General features: G+C 60.5%; 18 protein-coding genes and 1 tRNA gene. 16 read left to right on the forward strand and 3 right to left on the reverse strand.

Annotation, left to right across the window (positions count from 1 at the left end; all coding sequences use genetic code 11):
• Positions 1 to 37: 37 nt before the first annotated feature.
• The 6 genes from JFT58_RS13045 (at position 38) to JFT58_RS13070 (ending at position 4,741) form a co-directional block, all read left to right on the forward strand.
• A tRNA-Ser gene (locus tag JFT58_RS13045) sits at positions 38 to 128 on the forward strand.
• A 199-nt stretch (positions 129 to 327) separates the two neighbouring features.
• Positions 328 to 525, forward strand: a complete 198-nt coding sequence (locus JFT58_RS13050) for a hypothetical protein (protein ID WP_034127763.1) — start codon at positions 328 to 330, stop codon at positions 523 to 525.
• Between the two features lie 312 nt (positions 526 to 837).
• Complete coding sequence (locus JFT58_RS13055; RefSeq protein ID WP_082423440.1) at positions 838 to 1,194, forward strand: hypothetical protein; 357 nt, start codon at positions 838 to 840, stop codon at positions 1,192 to 1,194.
• 151 nt (positions 1,195 to 1,345) lie between these two features.
• Positions 1,346 to 2,086 carry a hypothetical protein gene (locus JFT58_RS13060; RefSeq protein ID WP_054898275.1) on the forward strand — a complete coding sequence of 247 codons (741 nt, stop codon included), beginning with the start codon at positions 1,346 to 1,348 and terminating at the stop codon, positions 2,084 to 2,086.
• A 133-nt stretch (positions 2,087 to 2,219) separates the two neighbouring features.
• Complete coding sequence (locus JFT58_RS13065; RefSeq protein WP_054898274.1) at positions 2,220 to 2,495, forward strand: hypothetical protein; 276 nt, start codon at positions 2,220 to 2,222, stop codon at positions 2,493 to 2,495.
• Between the two features lie 128 nt (positions 2,496 to 2,623).
• Positions 2,624 to 4,741: a TonB-dependent receptor family protein gene (locus JFT58_RS13070; protein WP_054898273.1), complete on the forward strand. Its 2,118-nt coding sequence runs from the start codon at positions 2,624 to 2,626 to the stop codon at positions 4,739 to 4,741.
• Position 4,742: 1 nt separating this feature from the next.
• Here JFT58_RS13070 and JFT58_RS13075 read toward each other — a convergent pair whose 3' ends face one another.
• On the reverse strand, positions 4,743 to 6,560 hold the full coding sequence (locus JFT58_RS13075) for a sigma-54-dependent Fis family transcriptional regulator (protein WP_054898272.1): 1,818 nt from the start codon (positions 6,558 to 6,560) through the stop codon (positions 4,743 to 4,745).
• Between the two features lie 289 nt (positions 6,561 to 6,849).
• Here JFT58_RS13075 and JFT58_RS13080 point away from each other — a divergent pair, with 289 nt between their 5' ends.
• The 10 genes from JFT58_RS13080 (at position 6,850) to JFT58_RS13125 (ending at position 18,007) form a co-directional block, all read left to right on the forward strand.
• On the forward strand, positions 6,850 to 7,944 hold the full coding sequence (locus JFT58_RS13080) for an ABC transporter ATP-binding protein (protein ID WP_014718865.1): 1,095 nt from the start codon (positions 6,850 to 6,852) through the stop codon (positions 7,942 to 7,944).
• On the forward strand, positions 7,944 to 9,041 hold the full coding sequence (locus tag JFT58_RS13085; RefSeq protein WP_054898271.1) for an ABC transporter ATP-binding protein: 1,098 nt from the start codon (positions 7,944 to 7,946) through the stop codon (positions 9,039 to 9,041). Before JFT58_RS13080 ends, JFT58_RS13085 begins: the two co-directional genes overlap by 1 nt.
• On the forward strand, positions 9,038 to 9,904 hold the full coding sequence (locus tag JFT58_RS13090; protein WP_003192014.1) for a carbohydrate ABC transporter permease: 867 nt from the start codon (positions 9,038 to 9,040) through the stop codon (positions 9,902 to 9,904). Before JFT58_RS13085 ends, JFT58_RS13090 begins: the two co-directional genes overlap by 4 nt.
• Before the next feature lie 10 nt (positions 9,905 to 9,914).
• Positions 9,915 to 10,715 (forward strand): carbohydrate ABC transporter permease, encoded by an 801-nt coding sequence (locus tag JFT58_RS13095; protein WP_003232361.1) that lies wholly within the window; start codon positions 9,915 to 9,917, stop codon positions 10,713 to 10,715.
• Between the two features lie 11 nt (positions 10,716 to 10,726).
• Entirely contained in the window at positions 10,727 to 10,999 is a 273-nt protein-coding gene (locus JFT58_RS13100; protein ID WP_014718862.1) for a DUF2160 domain-containing protein, read from the forward strand.
• Positions 11,000 to 11,178: 179 nt separating this feature from the next.
• Entirely contained in the window at positions 11,179 to 12,921 is a 1,743-nt protein-coding gene (locus tag JFT58_RS13105; protein WP_003192009.1) for an ABC transporter substrate-binding protein, read from the forward strand.
• Between the two features lie 295 nt (positions 12,922 to 13,216).
• Positions 13,217 to 14,596 (forward strand): iron-containing redox enzyme family protein, encoded by a 1,380-nt coding sequence (locus JFT58_RS13110; RefSeq protein WP_054898270.1) that lies wholly within the window; start codon positions 13,217 to 13,219, stop codon positions 14,594 to 14,596.
• Between the two features lie 11 nt (positions 14,597 to 14,607).
• Complete coding sequence (locus JFT58_RS13115; protein ID WP_054898269.1) at positions 14,608 to 15,552, forward strand: methyltransferase; 945 nt, start codon at positions 14,608 to 14,610, stop codon at positions 15,550 to 15,552.
• A 7-nt stretch (positions 15,553 to 15,559) separates the two neighbouring features.
• Positions 15,560 to 16,678, forward strand: coding sequence for a carboxylate-amine ligase (locus tag JFT58_RS13120; RefSeq protein WP_054898268.1), 1,119 nt, complete (start codon positions 15,560 to 15,562; stop codon positions 16,676 to 16,678).
• An 84-nt stretch (positions 16,679 to 16,762) separates the two neighbouring features.
• The gene (locus tag JFT58_RS13125; protein ID WP_054898267.1) at positions 16,763 to 18,007 is read left to right on the forward strand and encodes a zinc-dependent alcohol dehydrogenase; all 1,245 of its coding nucleotides are present in this window, start codon (positions 16,763 to 16,765) and stop codon (positions 18,005 to 18,007) included.
• 206 nt (positions 18,008 to 18,213) lie between these two features.
• Here JFT58_RS13125 and JFT58_RS13130 read toward each other — a convergent pair whose 3' ends face one another.
• Positions 18,214 to 18,645, reverse strand: a complete 432-nt coding sequence (locus JFT58_RS13130) for a hypothetical protein (RefSeq protein WP_103299380.1) — start codon at positions 18,643 to 18,645, stop codon at positions 18,214 to 18,216.
• Positions 18,646 to 18,736: 91 nt separating this feature from the next.
• On the reverse strand, positions 18,737 to 19,525 hold the full coding sequence (locus JFT58_RS13135; RefSeq protein WP_032896737.1) for an AraC family transcriptional regulator: 789 nt from the start codon (positions 19,523 to 19,525) through the stop codon (positions 18,737 to 18,739).
• Between the last annotated feature and the right edge of the window lie 81 nt (positions 19,526 to 19,606).

The following is a 19,606-nucleotide window of genomic DNA, read 5'->3' on the forward strand; positions in this document are numbered from 1 at the left end:
GACACGGGATGGGCTACTATAATCCCGTGATGCACAAGGGAAATTGGCAGAGTGGTTGAATGCACCGGTCTTGAAAACCGGCGGACGTTAATAGCGTCTCCAGGGTTCGAATCCCTGGTTTCCCGCCAAGATTCATACGAAAGCCCCGCGAAAGCGGGGCTTTTGCGTTTCTGGGGTTTGGGTGTGCTGATAATCAAATAAACGCTGTTTTTCGCATTCATACCTTTCAAAGACGAACCACCATTCGTCTAACATCCGGCACTCTCCATCCGTTGCTTCCTCTCAATCTTAAGCACGGATATCCCGAGCGATACACGGAGAGCCAGCATGGAAATCAACGAGAAAGCCCAAGGCAACATTTCCCAGCAAGCGGTTACTCGTAACACCGATAATGAGACGGGACATGACCCGAGGCGCGATGAGGACGATATCCCGCTACCCCCGGATGACGAGGCCCCGATCGAGGAGGACATGTCGGATGTAGACGCGGCGGACTCCGTAGCAAGTGAGCACCCCGCTACCTGAAGACCTCCCGATCAATGAAACCCGGCCCAGCGCCGGGTTTTTATTGCGGCTTTCGGCTCATTTAAATAACCGTAATCCTTAAGTATTGGCATCGCATAATTGTGAATGGCTTCACGATGCCTCTATGATCAGCACGCACTGTATTGGATCGCTGAGCCTCAACCCTTTGAAGGACATGAGCATGGACAAGCATTTCGGTAATTCGGGCCTTTTCAAGAACCCTTCGTATCAAGGCAACGACGCTCACGACGGCTGCAGCACTGCCGACTGGGAGCTGAAAAACAGTGCGCTGAATACGAAGGAGTTTTTGATATGTCCAAAGAATTACTCGGAGTTTTTGCTCTAGGGTTGATGGTGGTCGGTGAGTTTTGTGCAATCTACAGTGAGGTGGTGACCGCCAAGTTGGCCCAGGCCGGCAGTGGTTCCTGGGAGGTCTTTGTACTTCCCGTGGTCTTGATGTGTTTTGCCGGGCTTTGCCTGCTGGGCGCCTATTGGCTGGGGTTTGTGGTTGTCGGTGATATCTGGAATGTCACGGTAGTCTCGGTCACTTCGTTATTGCTTCTGGAGCCTGTGGTGGTCTGGGCGCTGTTTCATGAAGCTCCAGGGCGGGGCGCGTTGATCGGGTTCTGCCTGGGCGTCTTGGGGATGCTTGCGACGGTAGTGCTCTAGCACGCCGGGGAATCAAGTGTCGGGTCAGATCAGCGTCTGTAGTCCGATGCTTATCTGGCCTGCACCGCTGCACTTTTTTCCATTCTGCTGATCTACCCTGTCCCAGCCACCCGACTCCCACGGGTGGCCAACAGAATCAGACCCGGTGCCGATGGATCGAACGTCAACTGTTTCCACCTCCCGATGGCCGCTGCTGCTGGCTGCGATATTAACGCTGTGTGCCGCAGGTTGCAGCCAACAACAGGGTCGCGATATCGCCAGGCAGTTCAGCGATGGCAAGCCGGATGAATTCTTCCAGACCAGCGTCGACCGCATGGCCACCCTGGGGATGCGTGACAACCTGCAAAGCCTCTACTTGCTGATGAGCAAGCTCTACCTGCGCAACCCCAACCAGTGGCGTCAATCGGGGTATCCGGATGCAGTGACCGCCGCCCGGCAAATCCGCCAGGCCATCGAAAATCGCCAACCCTTGCCCGCACTGGGAGATCGTAGTGACCTGGCTGCCCTGAGTTATTCCTTGAGCCCTGACTTTCGCGGCGACCGCGTCGGCGCGTTCATCTACGCGATTGGCAGCATGCTCGTGACCGCTCACGGCGGGCGTACGCAGTTTTATGTGACCGACTCGATCAACCCGCAGTTTGTCAGCAATGCCGCGCGCAATATCGAAAAGGCCACCTGGTTGCTCAGCCAGCGTCAGGATGCCAACGGCGTGTTGCTGTTGTTTTCCAATGAAATATCGGAGGAGGGCAGTAACCTCAGTTTTGCCGTTGAGTTCGGCAAGATCGTCGCGCGTTTGGACCTGCTTACCCAGATCCTTGATGAGCGCTACCGGCGCATTGGCCTCAATTACGCACAAAGCCTGTTGCTGATGAATTTCCTGCCGGTGCAATAAGGCCCATCGCATCGACCAATCGGTGCGGTGTTTCCCTTTCCGCTGTAGGAAGCGGCCTATCTTGCCTCTCGCGGCTTGAAACGCTTGCCTGCGGGCAATAGCCTCGGATTTTTCTTAAACACGAGGCCCTCCCTTGGGTAAACGAAAAACGGTTTGGCCCACGGATCGCGAAATACGCTTGCGGTTTATCCTCTATGCGGTGATCGACGCCGCGACGGCCCAGGGCGTGTCTGCCGAGTTGTTGCTGCCGGCGCATAAGTTATTGCGTGACTCGCCCACGGAAGTCCAGTTGCGCGACACCTTGGGGGAGATTCTCGCCACTGACGAAATGTATGGCTTCCGCTTTCCGCCGGGGTCGGATGCCGATGACCTGATGCGGGCATTGGCAACGCCTGACGACCAAACCTGATCCATCCTGTTTTTAAAACGCCCCTGTCCGTCATCAAGGAGTGACCTGACGGGCATGCCTGCCATCCCATCACTGTTCGCGTGGTGGGTTTGGCCCGGCACGTTCCCGGATTCCAAGGACCTGCCCCAATGCTGCTGCGCCACCCCCCGTTTATTTTTGCCGCCTTGACCCTCAGTTCGCTGGTACAGGCTGAAAGCCTGCAATTGGCGCCGGTTGAAGTCACCACGGCTGAGGCCAGCACCGCAGAAATCGCCCAGGCACAGCTCAAAAGCGTGCCCGGTGGCACCAATTACATCGATATGGACAGCGTGCAACAGGGACGGGTCAGCACCAACGAGGATGTCTTCAAGTACCAAGCCGGTGTGTACGCGAAGGCGGCCAATAACGAAGGGGTGAAGGTGTCCATTCGTGGCTCGGGCCTGAACCGCGCCCCCGGTGCCCATGCCTCCGGCCTGTATGAAATGTTCGACGGCCTGCCGCTTACCGGCCCAGGCGGCACGCCCTATGAGCTCAAGGACCCGCTGTGGCAAAGCCGGGTAGAGGTGCTGCGTGGCGCCAACGGGTTCGATCAGGGTGCATTGGCCTTGGGCGGTGCGGTCAACTACGTCACCCGCACCGGCTTGGACGCGCCCAAGCTACAGGTACGCTATGAGGTCGGCAGTCGCGGCTATGCCCAGCGTGAAGTCAGTTCCGGGCAAGTGCTGGGGGACGCCGACTATTACATCAGCCTCACCGATTCGGAGTCCGACGGTTATCAGCACCAAAGCGCTGGTACCGGCAAGGGCATCGCCGCCAACTTCGGCTACCGCTTTAACCCGGACCTGGAAACGCGCTTCTACTTGCGTTACCGCGAAACCACCAACGATTCACCCGGCAGGCTCACGCGTGACCAGATCAGCCATGATCCGCGTGCCGCCAACAGCCTCAATGCCGCCCGCGATTCAAAGCGCCTGCAACCGGGCTCCACCTGGATTGCCAACAAGACCACCTTGCGGTTGGACGATAACGCTCGGGTCGAGGTCGGGCTGGCCTATCACGATTACCCCATGGACCTGCGCGAAGGCACCAATCGCCTCAAAGTTGCCTACACCGATATCAGCGGCACCCTGAATTACATCCGCCAGGACAGCCTGTTCGGCCATGCCAGCACCACCACTCTCGGCCTGCGTACTACCCAGGCGATGCCGAACAATGGCGCGTCGGAATACGTGCGCATCCCTGCGGGCAATACTGCCATTTATGCCCCCGGCACCAAGACCCGCGACTACAGCTACCTGGGCTCCGATACTGTGCTGCATGTAGGCAACGAGCTGGAACTGGTGGAGGATCTGTGGCTGACCACCGGCCTTGCCGCCATCTATACGCGCCGCGAAACCCAGGTCACTTACCCCGATGGCCAGGCGCCTCTCAGTCAGCATGATTGGGACTACGCGCCGCGCATTGGCCTGCGTTACGACTTCACCCCGCAGCTGCAGATTTACGGCAACCTGAGCCGCTCGGTGGAGCCACCGCACGCGTGGTCGATGATCTGGGGCTCGAACAAATACTTTGGCCCGGGCAGTGGGGCAGCCACGGGGTTGCAGCGCGAAGGCGTGAAGCTGCGTAATCAGACCGCCACCACCCTGGAAGTCGGCGGGCGCGGTGAAGCCTGGCTCGGCCAGTGGGACCTGGCGCTCTATCGCTCGGAAGTTCGCCACGAGCTGCTTTCTGTAGAGACCCAGGCCCAGACTGCCACCAGCAACGCTATCATCGCCGAATCCAACGCCAGCCCCACCGTGCACCAGGGCGTGGAACTGAGCCTGCTCAGCCCGCTGTGGGACGGCGGCGGCAGCGGTGAGCTCGAGCTGCGCCAGGCCTACACCTTCAGCGACTTCCACTACCGCGACGACGAGCGTTTCGGCGACAACACCTTGCCCGGCATTCCCAAGCACTACTACCAGGCGCAACTGCGCTACAGCCACCCGACGGGTTTCTACACCAGCCTCAATACCGAGCATGCATCACGGGTAGCGGTGGACTACGCCAATTCCTACTACGCGGCGGCCTACACCACGCTCGGCGCTACCTTCGGCTACGACGCGCCCAAGCAGGACTGGCAAGCCTGGGTCGACCTGCGCAACCTCACCAACCGCCGTTACGCCAACACCGTCACGCCGGGCTACGACGACAAAGGCATGGACGCTGCACGCTCCACCCCCGCTGATGGGAGGGGTATCTACACCGGCGTTTCCTGGAGCTGGCGTTAAATCAACCTTCGTGTTGGCGCAGGCGCTTGTACAGGGTGTTGCGACTCACCCCCAGCTCTCGCGCCAGGTGGGAAATATTCCCGCCCACGGCTTCCAGGCGTTGGCTCAGGTCGAGACTTTCATCCAGGTGTTCAGGTTTAGACAGCGGCACTGTCGCCTGCATATCCACAAAAAAATCATCGGGCAGGTGCTCTGCGCGGATCGGCTGCTCTTCGGCCATTGCCAGCGCCACCTGCAACACGCTGCTCACTTGGCGTAAATTCCCCGGCCACGGGTGTTGCTCGAATAGCCTCAGCACTTCGGCGCTCAGCCCGGCCCATTGCGTCGGCTCGCGGTGTTGTTGCCACAGTTGCTGGAACAGCGCCTGCTTGTCTGTACGCTCGCGCAACGGCGGCAATTCAAGGGTCAGGCCGCCGATGCGGTAGTACAAATCCTCGCGAAAGCGCCCGGCCTGCACCAGCTCGCGCAGTGCGCGGTTGGTCGCCGAGATGATGCGCAAGTCCACCGGGAATACCTCGCTACTGCCCACCGGCTGCACACAGCGCTCCTGCAATACCCGTAACAGGCGGGCCTGGGTGGGCAGCGGCATATCGCCGATTTCGTCGAGAAACAGCGTGCCCTTGTCGGCCTTGCGGATCAGACCGATGCTGCCTTTTTGGTTGGCGCCGGTGAAGGCGCCTTTTTCGTAGCCGAACAGTTCCGATTCCACCAGTTCTGCGGGAATCGCCGCACAGTTCACTGCGATTAACGCCTGCCGGCTGCGGGAACTGGCCTGGTGCAGGGCTTTGACGAACACCTCTTTGCCCACGCCGGTCTCGCCGTGAATCAACAACGGAATGTCCTTTTCCAGCAGGCGCTCGGCCTGGCGCACGGCTTTTTCCACGCGCACATCGCCAAAATGCAGGGTTTGGAGGTTGATCGAGGTCGGTGCTGGCGGCTGCGGTTGGCTGAACACCCGGGCCTGCACCGGCATCTGCCTGGGGCGCTTCAACAGGCACTGGAACCGATTGCGTCCCGCCGCATGCAAGGCAAAGGGCAGCCCTTCCGGCTGGTTGAGCAACTCCAGCAGCGACACCTTGAACAGACTGTCGATCATCACCCGCGAGAGGCTGATGCCCAGCAGGTTATCCGCACGCCGATTGGCCGACAGCACCTGGCCGCTTTCATCAAAGATCAGCAGGCCGGCCCATTGGCTGTCGAGGTTGCTCAAGCCGGTGTTGAAGGTCAGTTGGAAATGTTCGCCGCGAAACAGGTTGAGGATCAGCCGGTTTTCCACGGTCTGGCTCATCATCTTGACCATGCCCAGGGTGTGGGAGGGCGGCAGATAACTGTCGCTGGACACGTCCAGCACCGCGATGATTTCGCGCTGGGCGTCGAAAATCGGTGCCGCGGAACCGGTCATGAAGCGGTTGGCCTTGAGGAAGTGTTCATCGTGCTCAATATGCACGGCCTGGGCGCAGGCCAGTGCGGTGCCGATGGCGTTGGTGCCACTGGCGCGTTCCATCCAACTGGCGCCGGGGCTGAAGCCACGGGCCAGCGTGGGTTCGATAAACCGCTGGGTGCCCCACGAGGTCAGCACCTGGCCCTGATTGTCGGCCAGCATGATCAGGCAATTGGAATTGCTGAGGATGTTCTCGTAGTAGGGCAATACTTCCTGGTGGGTGGTCTGCACCAGGGAATGCTGGCTTTCCAGGAGCTGGCGAATGCCTTCGGCGGGCAGTTGGTCAAAGCTGGGGGCGCTCTGGTGGTCCAGGCCGTAGGCGCGGCAACGGCGCCAGGATTCCTGGATAAGGGTGTCGTGGGTCAAGGGTTCGGCCATCGTGCGACCTTCTTTATTATTGTTGTCGGGTCTTGCGCCATCTAACGTCGGACATCGAACAATGTGGGAGCGGGCAAGCCCGCTCCCACATTTGATCTTCGTCGCGCATAAAGTGTTGTTCACAACTGTTCATTGTCAACCCCGGCAGTGTTCAGTTGTTCAGCCGGATTGTTCACGCCTGAACATCATGATTCACCCATCTCCTTACACATCAAGCGCTTGCGGTTTTGGCACGAAACTCGCTCTGACAACGCACCAGATTCATTCCAATAATAAAAAAGGTCGTGTCATGTCATTGACCCTGGAACATGTCTCCCGCGTTGTCGACGGCCAAACCTGGATCGACGACGCCAACCTGCGGTTCGAAGCCGGTTCTTTCAACGTCCTGCTCGGTCGCACCCTGTCCGGCAAGACCAGCCTGATGCGCCTGATGGCCGGCCTGGACAAGCCCGACAGCGGTCGCATCCTGATGAACGGTGTGGATGTCACGCAAAAGCCGGTACGCCTGCGCAATGTGTCGATGGTCTACCAGCAGTTCATCAACTACCCGACCATGACCGTGTTCGAGAACATCGCCTCGCCGTTGCGCCAGGCCGGTGTGTCCCAGGAGGTGATCCAGAGCAAGGTGCTGGAAACCGCCAAGATGCTGCGCATCGAGAAATTCCTGCAGCGCCACCCCCTGGAATTGTCCGGTGGCCAGCAGCAACGCACCGCCATGGCCCGCGCCCTGGTGAAAGATGCCGAACTGATTCTGTTCGATGAGCCGCTGGTCAACCTGGACTACAAACTGCGCGAAGAGCTGCGCCAGGAAATGCGCGAACTGTTCAAGGCGCGCCACACCATCGCGATATATGCCACCACCGAGCCCAACGAAGCCCTGGCCTTGGGTGGCACCACCACCATTCTTCACGAGGGGCGAGTGATTCAGAGCGGCAAGGCCGCCGAGGTCTACCATCAGCCGCAAACGGTCCTCGCCGCTGAGCTGTTCTCCGAGCCGCCGATCAACCTGATGCCAGGGCGCATCAGCGGCAACGAAGTGAGCTTCGCCAATTTCGTGCATTTCCCACTCAATGTTGACCTGCGTCCTATCGGCGAAGGCGAATTCCGCTTTGGCGTGCGCCCCAGCCATATCAGCCTGGTGCCCAGCAACGATGATGACCTGGAGCTGGCGGTGACCGTGGAAGTCGCCGAAATCAGCGGCTCGGAAACCTTCCTGCATGTGCGCAGTGAGCATTTCCTGCTGGTGCTGCACCTGCCGGGGGTGCATGAATACGATGTCGACGCGCCGATCCGCGTGTATATCCCCACCCATAAACTGTTTGTGTTCGATGGTCAGGGCCGCTTGGTCCAGGCCCCCGGACGCCGTGTCGCGAGGGTTGCCTGATGGCCGAGATCCATTTGCGCAACCTGGCCCATAGCTACAGCCCTACGCCTACAGGGCCAGAAGACTACGCCATTCGGGAAATGAATCATGTGTGGGAGCAGGGCGGTGCCTACGCCTTGCTCGGGCCGTCGGGCTGCGGCAAGTCCACGCTGCTCAATATCATTTCCGGCCTGCTCAGCCCGTCCGAAGGCCAGGTGCTGTTCGATACCCAAGTCGTCAACGACTTGACCCCGGAAAAGCGCAATATCGCCCAGGTGTTCCAGTTCCCGGTGGTGTACGACACCATGACGGTGTTCGACAACCTGGCGTTCCCGCTGCGCAACCAGGGCATGGCCGAAGCGAAAATTCACAGCAAGGTGCAGGAGATCGCCGAAGTCCTCGACTTGCAAAACCTGCTGAGCAAAAAAGCCCGTAACCTCACCGCCGACGAAAAACAGAAAGTCTCCATGGGCCGTGGCCTGGTACGCGATGACGTGTCGGCGATCCTGTTCGACGAGCCGCTGACGGTGATCGACCCGCACCTGAAGTGGAAACTGCGGCGCAAGCTCAAGCAGATTCACGAGCAGTTCAATATCACCATGGTCTACGTCACCCACGATCAACTGGAGGCCTCCACCTTCGCCGACAAGATCGCGGTGATGTACGGCGGGCAGATTGTGCAGTTCGGTACGCCGCGTGAATTGTTCGAGCGGCCCAGCCACACCTTTGTCGGTTACTTCATCGGTAGCCCTGGGATGAATCTGATCGAGGTGCAAGCCAAGGCTGGCGGTGTAGGGTTCGCCAATACCCTGTTGCCGCTGTCCGAAGCGATGCAGCAACGTCTCGACACCACCGACTACAAAAAGCTCCAGGTCGGCATTCGTCCGGAATTTATCCACGTGTGGGACGAGTACAACCCTGACGCCCTGCAAGCCGACGTCGTACATGTGGAAGACCTCGGCACCTACAAGATCATGACCCTCAACCTCGATGGCGCCACCCTCAAGGTGCGCCTGGCCGAGGACAAACCGGTGCCGGAAGGCAAGGCCTCCGTCAGCTTCCCCGCGCAATGGCTGATGCTCTACGCCGACGATTACTTGCTGGAGGTGGCGCCATGAACAAGGTGCAGAACAACAAGGCCTGGTGGCTGGTGTTGCCGGTGTTCCTGCTGGTGGCGTTCAGTGCGGTGATCCCGATGATGACCGTGGTCAACTATTCGGTGCAGGACATTTTCGACCAATCCAGCCGCTATTTCGTCGGGGCCGACTGGTACAAGCAGGTGCTGCTCGACCCACGCCTGCACGACTCGCTGCTGCGCCAGTTCATCTACTCGGCCTGCGTGCTGTTGATCGAGATCCCGCTGGGCATCGCCATCGCCCTGACCATGCCCACCAAGGGCCGCTGGTCCTCGCTGGTGCTGATCATCCTCGCCATTCCCTTGCTGATTCCGTGGAACGTGGTCGGCACTATCTGGCAGATTTTTGGCCGTGCCGACATCGGCCTGCTGGGCTCGACCCTCAACGCCCTGGGCATCAGCTACAACTATGCGGCCAACACCATGGACGCCTGGGTCACCGTGCTGGTGATGGACGTGTGGCACTGGACCTCACTGGTGGCGCTGCTGTGCTACTCAGGTTTAAGGGCCATTCCGGACGTGTACTACCAGGCCGCGCGGATTGATCGTGCATCGGCCTGGGCGGTGTTCCGACATATCCAGTTGCCGAAGATGAAAAGCGTGCTGCTGATTGCGGTGATGCTGCGCTTCATGGACAGCTTCATGATCTACACCGAACCCTTCGTGCTCACCGGCGGCGGGCCGGGTAATGCCACCACCTTCCTGAGTCAGACGCTTACCCAGATGGCCGTCGGCCAATTCGACCTGGGCCCGGCGGCGGCGTTTTCCCTGGTGTACTTCCTGATCATCCTGTTGGTGTCCTGGCTGTTCTACACCGCCATGACCCATTCCGACGCCAACCGCTGAGGCCGCCAACATGAGCAAGCGCAAGCTTATTCCATTACTGATCTACATCCTGTTCCTGCTGGTACCGATCTACTGGCTGCTGAACATGTCCTTCAAGAGCAACACCGAAATCCTCGGCGGCTTGACCCTGTTTCCGCAGGATTTCACCTTGGCCAACTACAAGGTGATCTTCACCGACCCAAGCTGGTACACCGGCTACCTCAACTCGCTGTACTACGTGAGTCTGAACACGGTGATCTCCCTGAGTGTGGCGTTGCCGGCGGCCTATGCGTTCTCGCGCTACCGCTTCCTCGGTGACAAGCACTTGTTCTTCTGGCTGCTCACCAACCGCATGGCGCCGCCGGCGGTGTTCCTGCTGCCGTTCTTCCAGCTGTATTCATCCATTGGCCTGTTCGATACGCACATCGCCGTGGCGTTGGCCCATTGCCTGTTCAACGTGCCGTTGGCGGTGTGGATCCTGGAAGGTTTCATGTCCGGCGTGCCCAAGGAAATCGACGAAACCGCCTACATCGATGGCTATAGTTTTCCCAAGTTCTTTGTGAAGATTTTTATTCCGTTGATCGGCTCCGGCATCGGCGTCACGGCGTTTTTCTGCTTTATGTTTTCCTGGGTCGAACTGCTGCTGGCGCGCACCCTGACTTCGGTCAACGCCAAACCCATCGCAGCGGTGATGACCCGTACGGTGTCGGCTTCCGGCATTGATTGGGGCGTGCTGGCAGCGGCGGGGGTGTTGACCATCCTGCCGGGCATGCTGGTGATCTGGTTTGTTCGCAACCACGTGGCCAAGGGCTTTGCCCTGGGCCGGGTCTAGAGGAGTCGATGATGGAATGGATGGCCTGGACCACCCCCACTGCGCTGTTCTTTGGCGGTATTGCCCTGATTCTGGCGGGCATGACCACTTGGGAATTGCGTTCGCCGAGTATCCCGCGGCGCGGTTTGCTGCCGATCAGCACCACCCGTGGCGATCGCTTGTTTATCGGTCTTCTCGGCAGCGCCTACCTGCATTTGCTGGTCATTGGCGTTACCGACTGGAGCATCTGGGTGGCGTCCGCGCTCTCCCTGGTATGGCTGTTGAGTGTGATGCGTTGGGGCTAGCTGTGCACGGGCTTGTGTGGCGAGGGAGCTTGCTCCCGCTGGAGTGCGCAGCACTCCCAAACCGATAACCGACTCGGATATCTATTTTGGGGCCGCTTCGCAGCCCAGCGGGAGCAAGCTCCCTCGCCACAGCAAGCTCGCTCCTACAAGCCCCGTTTGAAATTAACCTGGAGGTCTCTATGTTGAATAAAAACAATAAGCTGCGACATAGCATTTCATTGGCCGCCGTACTGGCCCTCAGTGGTTTGAGCGCTTCGGCCTGGGCCGATGCGTATGAAGATGCCGCGAAAAAATGGATCGGCAGCGAGTTCAAACCCTCGACCCTTACCGAAGCCCAGCAGCTTGAAGAGTTGAAGTGGTTTATCAAGGCGTCGGAGCCGTTCCGTGGGATGAAGATCAACGTGGTGTCGGAAACCCTCACCACCCACGAGTACGAATCCAAGGTGCTGGCCAAGGCCTTCAGTGAAATCACCGGCATCAAGCTGACCCACGACCTGCTGCAGGAAGGCGACGTGGTGGAGAAGCTGCAAACCCAGATGCAGTCCGACAAGAACATCTATGACGGCTGGGTCAACGATTCCGACTTGATCGGTACGCACTTTCGCTACGGCAAGACCGAATCCATCACCGACCTGATGGCCAACGAAGGCAAGGATTTCACCTCGCCCACCCTGGACCTCAAGGACTTTATCGGCCTGTCTTTCACCACCGCGCCGGACGGCAAGATCTACCAGTTGCCCGACCAGCAGTTCGCCAACCTTTATTGGTTCCGCGCCGACTGGTTCGAGCGGCCGGAGCTGAAGGCCAAGTTCAAGGAGAAATACGGCTACGACCTGGGCGTGCCGGTGAACTGGTCGGCTTATGAAGACATCGCCAAGTTCTTCAGCGAAGACGTCAAGGAAATCGACGGCAAGCGCATTTATGGGCACATGGACTACGGCAAGAAAGACCCGTCCCTGGGCTGGCGTTTCACCGATGCCTGGTTCTCCATGGCCGGCGGCGGCGACAAAGGCTTGCCCAACGGTTTGCCGGTGGACGAGTGGGGCATCCGTGTAGAGGATTGCCACCCGGTGGGCTCCAGCGTCACCCGCGGCGGCGACACCAACGGCCCGGCAGCGGTATTCGCCACGCAGAAATACGTGGACTGGATGAAAGCCTACGCGCCACCGGAAGCGGCGGGCATGACCTTCTCCGAATCCGGCCCGGTGCCGTCCCAGGGCAACATCGCCCAGCAGATCTTCTGGTACACCGCGTTTACCGCCGACATGGTCAAGCCGGGCCTGCCGGTGGTGAATGCCGACGGTACGCCGAAATGGCGCATGGCACCGTCGCCGGTCGGGCCGTATTGGGAAAAGGGCATGAAGAAGGGCTATCAGGACGTAGGTTCCTGGACCTTCCTCAAGTCCACCCCCGAAAAGCAGAAACTCGCGGCCTGGCTCTACGCGCAATTCGTGACCTCAAAAACGGTGTCGCTGAAGAAAACCATCGTTGGCCTGACGCCGATTCGTGAGTCCGATATCAACTCCCAGGCTATGACCGACATGGCGCCCAAACTCGGGGGGCTGGTGGAGTTCTACCGCAGCCCGGCCCGCACCGAGTGGTCCCCGACGGGCACCAACGTGCCGGACTACCCGCGCCTGGCCCAACTGTGGTGGAGCAATATCGCCGCAGCGGCCAGCGGCGAGAAGACCCCGCAACAGGCGCTGGACAACCTGGCCAAGGAGCAGGATGCGATCATGACGCGCCTGGAACGCTCCAAGGTGCAACCGGTGTGCGGCCCGAAAATGAACCCCGAGCGAGACGCGCAATACTGGTTCGACCAGCCGGGTGCACCGAAGCCGAAACTGGCCAACGAGAAGCCCAAGGGCGAAACCGTGAACTACAACGACCTGCTCAAGCAGTGGGAGGCGGCGCGTAAGTAACAGCGCCATCTCAACCCCTGTAGGAGCGAGCTTGCTCGCGAAGAACTCACCGACGCCGCGTTTATTCAGGAAGCACGCGTTATCGTTGACGTTTTTCGCGAGCAAGCTCGCTCCTACAGGCATTTTTTGGTTTTGTGAGCCCTGACAAACGACCGCTTATCCCTCCCAACCCAACCTCATTTGAATTTTCCGCATGCCCCGAGGCTCTGCATTTTAGAAGCGCGTGATGTTGAGCGCTCTTGCGGGGCCACCTTGTGGGAGGCCCGTTGTAACGGACTTTGCGGAAACTGCCATCATGACACTCCTCACAGCGCTGTCAGGCCAGCCGGCCTCTCTCACCGACTCGGCCCAGGGCCGCCATCAACGGGTCTACCAACAGCTGCATGGCGAAACCCAAGACGCCACCGAACTGGCGCGTGAATACCTGCACGATCAATTGGCCCTGGTAGAGGCCACCGACTGCGACTTGCCTGAGGCGCCCGAACAGCTGATGGCCTGGGTCGAGCAACGCTGCGCCGAGGTGGCCCAGGCCTATGCCGACTACCTTGAGCAGCGCCAGCAAGGGGGGCCACGACGGTATTTCCAGAACAAGGCCCATGCGTTGTATTTCCTGCAGTGTGTGGCGCCGACCAAACAGGTCGACGGCGCCTGGCTATACGGCTTGCTGCGCTATTGGCAAGACCAGCGCTTCGACGGCCTGCTCACCACTTACCTGGAAGAATTGGGCGACGGTGAAGCTGCGCAGAACCATGTGGTGATCTACCGCAAGTTGCTCAGCGAGCACGATGCCGACAGCGACGCCGGCCTTGAGGATGACCATTACCTGCAAGGCGCGCTGCAACTGGCGCTGGGCGTTTGCGCCGACGAGTTCCTGCCGGAGGTCATTGGCTTCAACCTGGGTTACGAGCAACTGCCGCTGCACCTGTTGATCACCGCCTATGAACTCAGTGAGCTAGGCATCGACCCTTATTACTTCACGCTGCATGTCACCATCGACAACGCCAGCAGTGGCCACGCGTGCAAAGCTGCACAATCGGTGCTGAACCTGTTGCCGCTGGGCGAGGGCAGGGCAGACTTCTATCGCCGTGTGGCGGCAGGCTACCGTCTGAATGATTTGGGCCTGGGTACCACGTCTATCATCAAACAATTCAACTTGCAGGACGAGGTGGTGGCGATGCTTGAGCGCAAGCGCACCTTCGGCCAGCACATGCATTCGGACTATTGCCGCTTTGAAGGGCAGACCGTCAACCAATGGCTGGCCCAGCCTGGGCAGATCGGCGCGTTCCTCAAGGCCCTCGAAGACAAAGGCTGGATCAAACACAACCAGGACCCCGCCAACAGCCGCTTCTGGCAATTGATCGAGGGCGCTGGCGCCGCGATGTTCGGGGTGTTCAGCGGTTATGAAAAACAACTGATCCATGACTGGATTGCGGGTGAATGGGTTGCCAGCGAACGTGTGCCGCCCGTGCGGCCGGGACGCGGCAGCCGGTTTTCCCGCGAGCAGCATCGTCCCGCGGATCCTGATACCCAGGCCCTGGCGGAGTCATTGTGCAACTTGCCCGATGAGCAACAGCTCAATGCGCTGATCCCGTGGCTGTCGGCCCGCCGTCACTGCACGCCTGCCGGGCTGTATGCCACTCGCCGCTTTATCCAACTGCGTGCGCGCCTGCGCTAAGGAATGTGCCTATGTCTGCGCAACAACTGGCTGATCGTGCCTTGTTGAATTTGGGCCGGGGGTTGAAGGAGGGTGGTTATCGCTTTATCACGCCAACGCCCTTGACCCATGAGCGTGTCTATCGGCGGCTGGCGACGCCCCTGGCAATGACGCTGCGCGATGTGTTCGGTTGGTCGATGCCGTTCGATCAAGGCTTGTTGCCCGAGGCCCTGCGTGAAGAATTGCAGCAAGCGGATGTGATCGAAAAGCACGGCGCGTTATGGCGCAGCGCAGTGCGATGGTCGAGCCTCGACGGGCTGCTGTTCGCCCATTCGCCTTATCCCACCGACCAGGCGGACGCGGTGTTTTTCGGCCCCGACAGCTACCGCTTTGCCCACGTGATCGAAGCCTATCTGCAACAGCGTTTCGAGCCGCTCAAGCGCGCTGTAGACATTGGCTGTGGCGCCGGCGTCGGTGCGCTGGTGATTGCTAAAGCCCGGCATGACGCCCAGGTGCTGGCGGTGGATATCAACCCCCGTGCCCTGCGCATGACCGCGGTGAATGCCGAGCTGGCCGCGCTGAATAACGTCAGCGTGTACCACAGTGACGTGCTGGCCAGTGTGGAGGGCGAATTCGACCTGATCGTCGCTAACCCGCCGTACATGAAAGATGACCGCCAGCGCGCCTATCGCCATGGCGGCGGCGCCTTGGGGGAGCAGTTGTCGCTGCGCATCGTCAGTGAGTCCATCGGGCGCCTGGCCCTGGGCGGTAGCCTGTTGCTGTATACCGGGGTGGCGATGGTGGCCGGCAGCGACCCCTTCGTGGAGGCGGTCAAGCCGCTGCTGGGCAGCGACGCCTACGGCTGGACCTACCGCGAACTGGACCCGGATGTTTTCGGTGAAGAACTGGAAAAGCCAGGCTATGAGCAGGTGGAGCGCATCGCCGTGGTCGCACTGACTGTCACCCGATTGCGCTGAATACCCGATGCTCACCTTTGGCATTGAAGAGGAATACTTCATCACCGACCTGCACAGCCGCCAGATGGTCGGCGAGCCCACGGCGGCAGTGCTGGCGGCCTGTCGCGAAGCGATTGGCGCGGGCTTCTCGTTTGAGATGTTCCAGGGCCAGATCGAGGCGGCCTCTCCGGTGTTCACTTCCAGCGCCGAAGCAGCGGACTACTTCCGGGCAGTGCGCGGCAACCTGGCGCAATCCCTGGCTGAGTTCGGCCTCGGTGTGGTGTGCGCCGGCAGCCACCCCCTGGCCGATTGGCGTGGGCAGCGGCCAACCGATCAGGCGCATTTCCGGCACCTGTTCGACGATATTCAATATGTAGCGCGGCGCAGTGTGTTGTGCGGGCTGCATGTGCATGTGCAGGTGCCGCACACGCTGGACCGTATCGCGGTGATGAACCAGGTGTCGCCGTGGTTGCCGTTGTTGCTGCTGCTCAGTTGCTCGTCCCCCTTCTGGGACGGCGCGCCCAGCGGCTTCATGAGCTACCGCCAGGCCGCGTGCGACGAATGGCCCCGCATGGGCGTGCCGGAACACTTCAGCGATTGGGCCGAGTACCAGCGCTACCTGGTCATGTTGCAGCGCATCGGCGCGATCAAGGCCGATGGCAATGGCTGGTGGGGCATCCGCCCCGCGGCGCGTTACCCCACCCTGGAACTTCGCATGACCGACGCCTGCCCACGGCTGGCGGACGCCTTGGCCCTCGCCACGCTGTTTCGGGTAATGGTTACCCATGCCTGCGCGATGCAGCGCCCTGGTGCCAGATTCAATGCCGAGGCGCGCTGGCTGCTCAAGGAAAATCGCTGGCAGGCCAAACGTTATGGTGCCGCCGGCACGTTCGCGTTAGACGACGCAGGCACCCTGGGCAGCGCTGAGCAATGGCTGCAGTGCGCCCGGCAGACCTTTGCCGTCACCGCAGAGGCCATGGGCGAGCCGCTGCTGTTCGATACCCTGCAGGCACTGCTGCGACGCGGCAACAGCGCGGCCGAGCAGTTGCGCTGGCATGCCCAGGCCCAGGCGAGCGGCGCCGATGCGCTTGCCAGCTTGCGCCAGGTAGTCGACCTGCTGTTGGCCCAGACTCGCGGCGACCATTGATCGGGTCTTGAACGAGGTTGATGGAACACTGATGGTCTTGCTCCGCCCTTAATCAGTAACCCCTCAACGGCAGGAGCGCAGAGCATGCGAGCGATGACTTACCAGGGCGCACACAAGGTGCAGGTGGATACCGTGCCCGATCCGATCATTGAACAACCCGACGACATCATTCTGCGGGTCACCGCCACCGCGATCTGTGGCTCGGACCTGCACCTGTACCGGGGCAAGATCCCGACCGTGGAGCACGGCGATATCTTCGGCCATGAGTTCATGGGCATCGTCGAAGAAACCGGCCCGGCCGTCACCGCCGTGCAACGCGGCGACCGTGTGGTGATTCCGTTCGTGATTGCCTGTGGCGATTGCTTTTTCTGCCAGCTCCAGCAATTCGCCGCCTGCGAAACCACCAACGATGGGCGCGGCGCGATCCTGAATAAAAAAGCCATCCCACCGGGTGCCGCGCTGTTTGGCTACAGCCGCCTGTATGGCGGTATACCCGGCGGCCAGGCGGAGTGGGTGCGGGTGCCCAAGGCCAATACCGGGCCGTTCAAGGTGCCCGGCACCCTGGCGGATGAGAAGGTGCTGTTCCTCTCCGATATCCTGCCCACCGCTTGGCAGGCAGTGACCAACGCTGGCATCGGCAAAGGCTCCAGCGTGGCCATCTATGGCGCCGGGCCCGTAGGCCTGCTCAGTGCGGCCTGCGCGCAGATGCTGGGTGCCGAGCAGATCTTCATGGTCGACGACCATCCGTATCGTTTGGCCTATGCGCAGAAAATGTACGGCGTGATCCCGATCAACTTCGAAGAAGACGAAGACCCGGCGGACACCATCATCCGCCAGACCGCCGGCATGCGCGGCGTCGATGGTGTGGTGGACGCGGTGGGCTTCGAGGCCAAGGGCAGCACCACGGAAACCCTGCTCACCGCGCTCAAGATCGAGGGCAGCAGCGGCAAGGCGCTGCGCCAGTGCATCGCCGCCGTACGTCGCGGTGGTGTGGTCAGCGTCGCCGGGGTGTATGCCGGGTTTATCCATGGCTTCATGTTTGGCGATGCCTTCGACAAGGGCCTGACCTTCAAGATGGGCCAGACCCATGTGCAGCGGTTCTTACCGGAGTTGTTGGAGCACATCGAGCTAGGGCATCTGCACCCTGAAGCGATCATCACTCACAGGCTGCCCCTGGAGCAGGCGGCGCGGGGGTATGAGCTGTTTGATAAAGCCGAGGAGGAATGCCGCAAGGTGATCCTGCTGCCGGGTGGGAGCGACCGGCCGCTGACCGAGCCGCTGGACGAACTGACCCCTGAGTTGCGCGTACAAAGCGTTCCCGGTTTCTAGGCCAATAACCGGAAAAATGTGGGAGCTGGTTTGCCTGCTATAGCGGTGGTTCAGTTGAATATTCAGTGACTGACACGCCGCCTTCGCGGGCAAGCCCGCTCCCACAGGGGATCTGTGCCGGACGCTGATTTTGTGGGCGATGCATGACCAATGTGGGAGCTGGTTCTTCTTTGCTTCGACAGTGGTGTTTCCCACATTAACCTGTGTCAGGCTGCGGCTTGCGGCTGGATGCGCAATTGGCCCTCGACATCCTTGACCAACCCACTGGCGACAAACAGCGGCGCCAGGCGTTTGTGCAACTGTGGCTCGACAAACTCTTTGATTGTATCCAGCGCCAACGTACCACTGAGCGGCAGCTCGGCCTTGGTGTACGACAACCATGCCTTCTTCAACGCCATCAATACATCACTGCCCGCCGTCGAAGCGAAGCGACGGTGCACCGGCTTACCCTCGAAGGTGAAGGTGTGTTGGAACTCATAGCCGCTTTCATCGCCGCCGTTGGCCGTGCAGCGCACGCAGGTGCAAGGGCCGTCGCCGAAGGCGCTGCGCAGGTAGGCGTTGAAGTCCACCACGGGCTTGAGTGACAGGCGCTTATCAACCTCGAACAGGTCCCCGGTCATTTTTTCGTCAGTGTTCAACGTCCATTCCTCGCAGTCGGTTGCTGTGTTTCAAAGCGCGGCACAATACCAGCCGAGCGTGGGTTTGGGGATTATTTGCGTCGTGGGAGGGTCAGCGGAAGAACTCACCGGGGGTGGAATCGAACTGCTGACGAAATGCATTGATAAACGCTGAGGTCGATTCATAGCCACACCCCAATGCCACATCCGTCACCCGCTCGCCTTGTTCCAGGGCGGGCAGGGCGCTCAACAGGCGCAGGCGCTGGCGCCACGCGCGGAATGTCAGCCCGGTGTCACTCAGGAACACCCGACTGAGGGTCTTTTCGCTGACCCCCAGTTTGCGGCTCCACTCGCCCAAGGTGGTCTGCTGCTCGGGGTGCAGGTTCAGGCTGCGGTAGATCTGCCGCAGTCGTGGGTCGTGAGGCAGCGGCAACATCAAATCCACCTGGGGTGCGGCGGCGAGCTGGTCGAGCAGTACCTGTGCCAGGCGCCCGTCCGGCCCGTCCTCGGTATATTCCACCGGTAATTGGCTGAAGTTGCGGATCAGCTCGCGTAACAAACTGCTCACCTCCAGCACCTGGCAACGCTCGGCGGCCCACGCGGTGACGCTGCAATCGAGGTACAAGCTGCGCATCTCCGTATGGGGCGAACTGAACACACGATGGGGCATGCCGGCCGGAATCCATACGGCGCGCTGCGGTGGCGCGACGAAACGACCGACGCTGGTCTGGATCTCCAGCACCCCGGAAATCGCGTAGGACAACTGCACCCACGGGTGGCTGTGGCGTCGTGTCAGCGCCCGGTTGGGCAAGGATTCAGTACGCCCGTACACCGGCCTCGGCAGGCTGGAAAGCCCAGGTACACTGCGGCGCACGGCTTTTTCATGTCCTTTAGGCGGCATTTACTGGCTCATTGGCGTTAGTCGGTAACAGGTGGTTACGTTAGAGTCGTCGCGACGCTCTTGGCAACCCCTGGAAGAATT

The organism is Pseudomonas sp. MF6767, assembly GCF_016405475.1.
In the GTDB taxonomy this organism is placed as follows: Bacteria; Pseudomonadota; Gammaproteobacteria; order Pseudomonadales; family Pseudomonadaceae; genus Aquipseudomonas; species Aquipseudomonas paracarnis.

Excerpts from the sequence above, each read along its gene's own strand:
- JFT58_RS13050 (WP_034127763.1), top strand. The coding sequence starts at position 328 with ATGGAAATCAACGAGAAAGCCCAAGGCAACATTTCCCAGCAAGCGGTT.
- JFT58_RS13055 (WP_082423440.1), top strand. The coding sequence starts at position 838 with ATGTCCAAAGAATTACTCGGAGTTTTTGCTCTAGGGTTGATGGTGGTC.
- JFT58_RS13060 (WP_054898275.1), top strand. The coding sequence starts at position 1,346 with ATGGATCGAACGTCAACTGTTTCCACCTCCCGATGGCCGCTGCTGCTG.
- JFT58_RS13070 (WP_054898273.1), top strand. The coding sequence starts at position 2,624 with ATGCTGCTGCGCCACCCCCCGTTTATTTTTGCCGCCTTGACCCTCAGT.
- JFT58_RS13075 (WP_054898272.1), bottom strand. The coding sequence starts at position 6,560 with ATGGCCGAACCCTTGACCCACGACACCCTTATCCAGGAATCCTGGCGC.
- JFT58_RS13080 (WP_014718865.1), top strand. The coding sequence starts at position 6,850 with ATGTCATTGACCCTGGAACATGTCTCCCGCGTTGTCGACGGCCAAACC.
- JFT58_RS13085 (WP_054898271.1), top strand. The coding sequence starts at position 7,944 with ATGGCCGAGATCCATTTGCGCAACCTGGCCCATAGCTACAGCCCTACG.
- JFT58_RS13090 (WP_003192014.1), top strand. The coding sequence starts at position 9,038 with ATGAACAAGGTGCAGAACAACAAGGCCTGGTGGCTGGTGTTGCCGGTG.
- JFT58_RS13095 (WP_003232361.1), top strand. The coding sequence starts at position 9,915 with ATGAGCAAGCGCAAGCTTATTCCATTACTGATCTACATCCTGTTCCTG.
- JFT58_RS13100 (WP_014718862.1), top strand. The coding sequence starts at position 10,727 with ATGGAATGGATGGCCTGGACCACCCCCACTGCGCTGTTCTTTGGCGGT.
- JFT58_RS13105 (WP_003192009.1), top strand. The coding sequence starts at position 11,179 with ATGTTGAATAAAAACAATAAGCTGCGACATAGCATTTCATTGGCCGCC.
- JFT58_RS13110 (WP_054898270.1), top strand. The coding sequence starts at position 13,217 with ATGACACTCCTCACAGCGCTGTCAGGCCAGCCGGCCTCTCTCACCGAC.
- JFT58_RS13115 (WP_054898269.1), top strand. The coding sequence starts at position 14,608 with ATGTCTGCGCAACAACTGGCTGATCGTGCCTTGTTGAATTTGGGCCGG.
- JFT58_RS13120 (WP_054898268.1), top strand. The coding sequence starts at position 15,560 with ATGCTCACCTTTGGCATTGAAGAGGAATACTTCATCACCGACCTGCAC.
- JFT58_RS13125 (WP_054898267.1), top strand. The coding sequence starts at position 16,763 with ATGCGAGCGATGACTTACCAGGGCGCACACAAGGTGCAGGTGGATACC.
- JFT58_RS13135 (WP_032896737.1), bottom strand. The coding sequence starts at position 19,525 with ATGCCGCCTAAAGGACATGAAAAAGCCGTGCGCCGCAGTGTACCTGGG.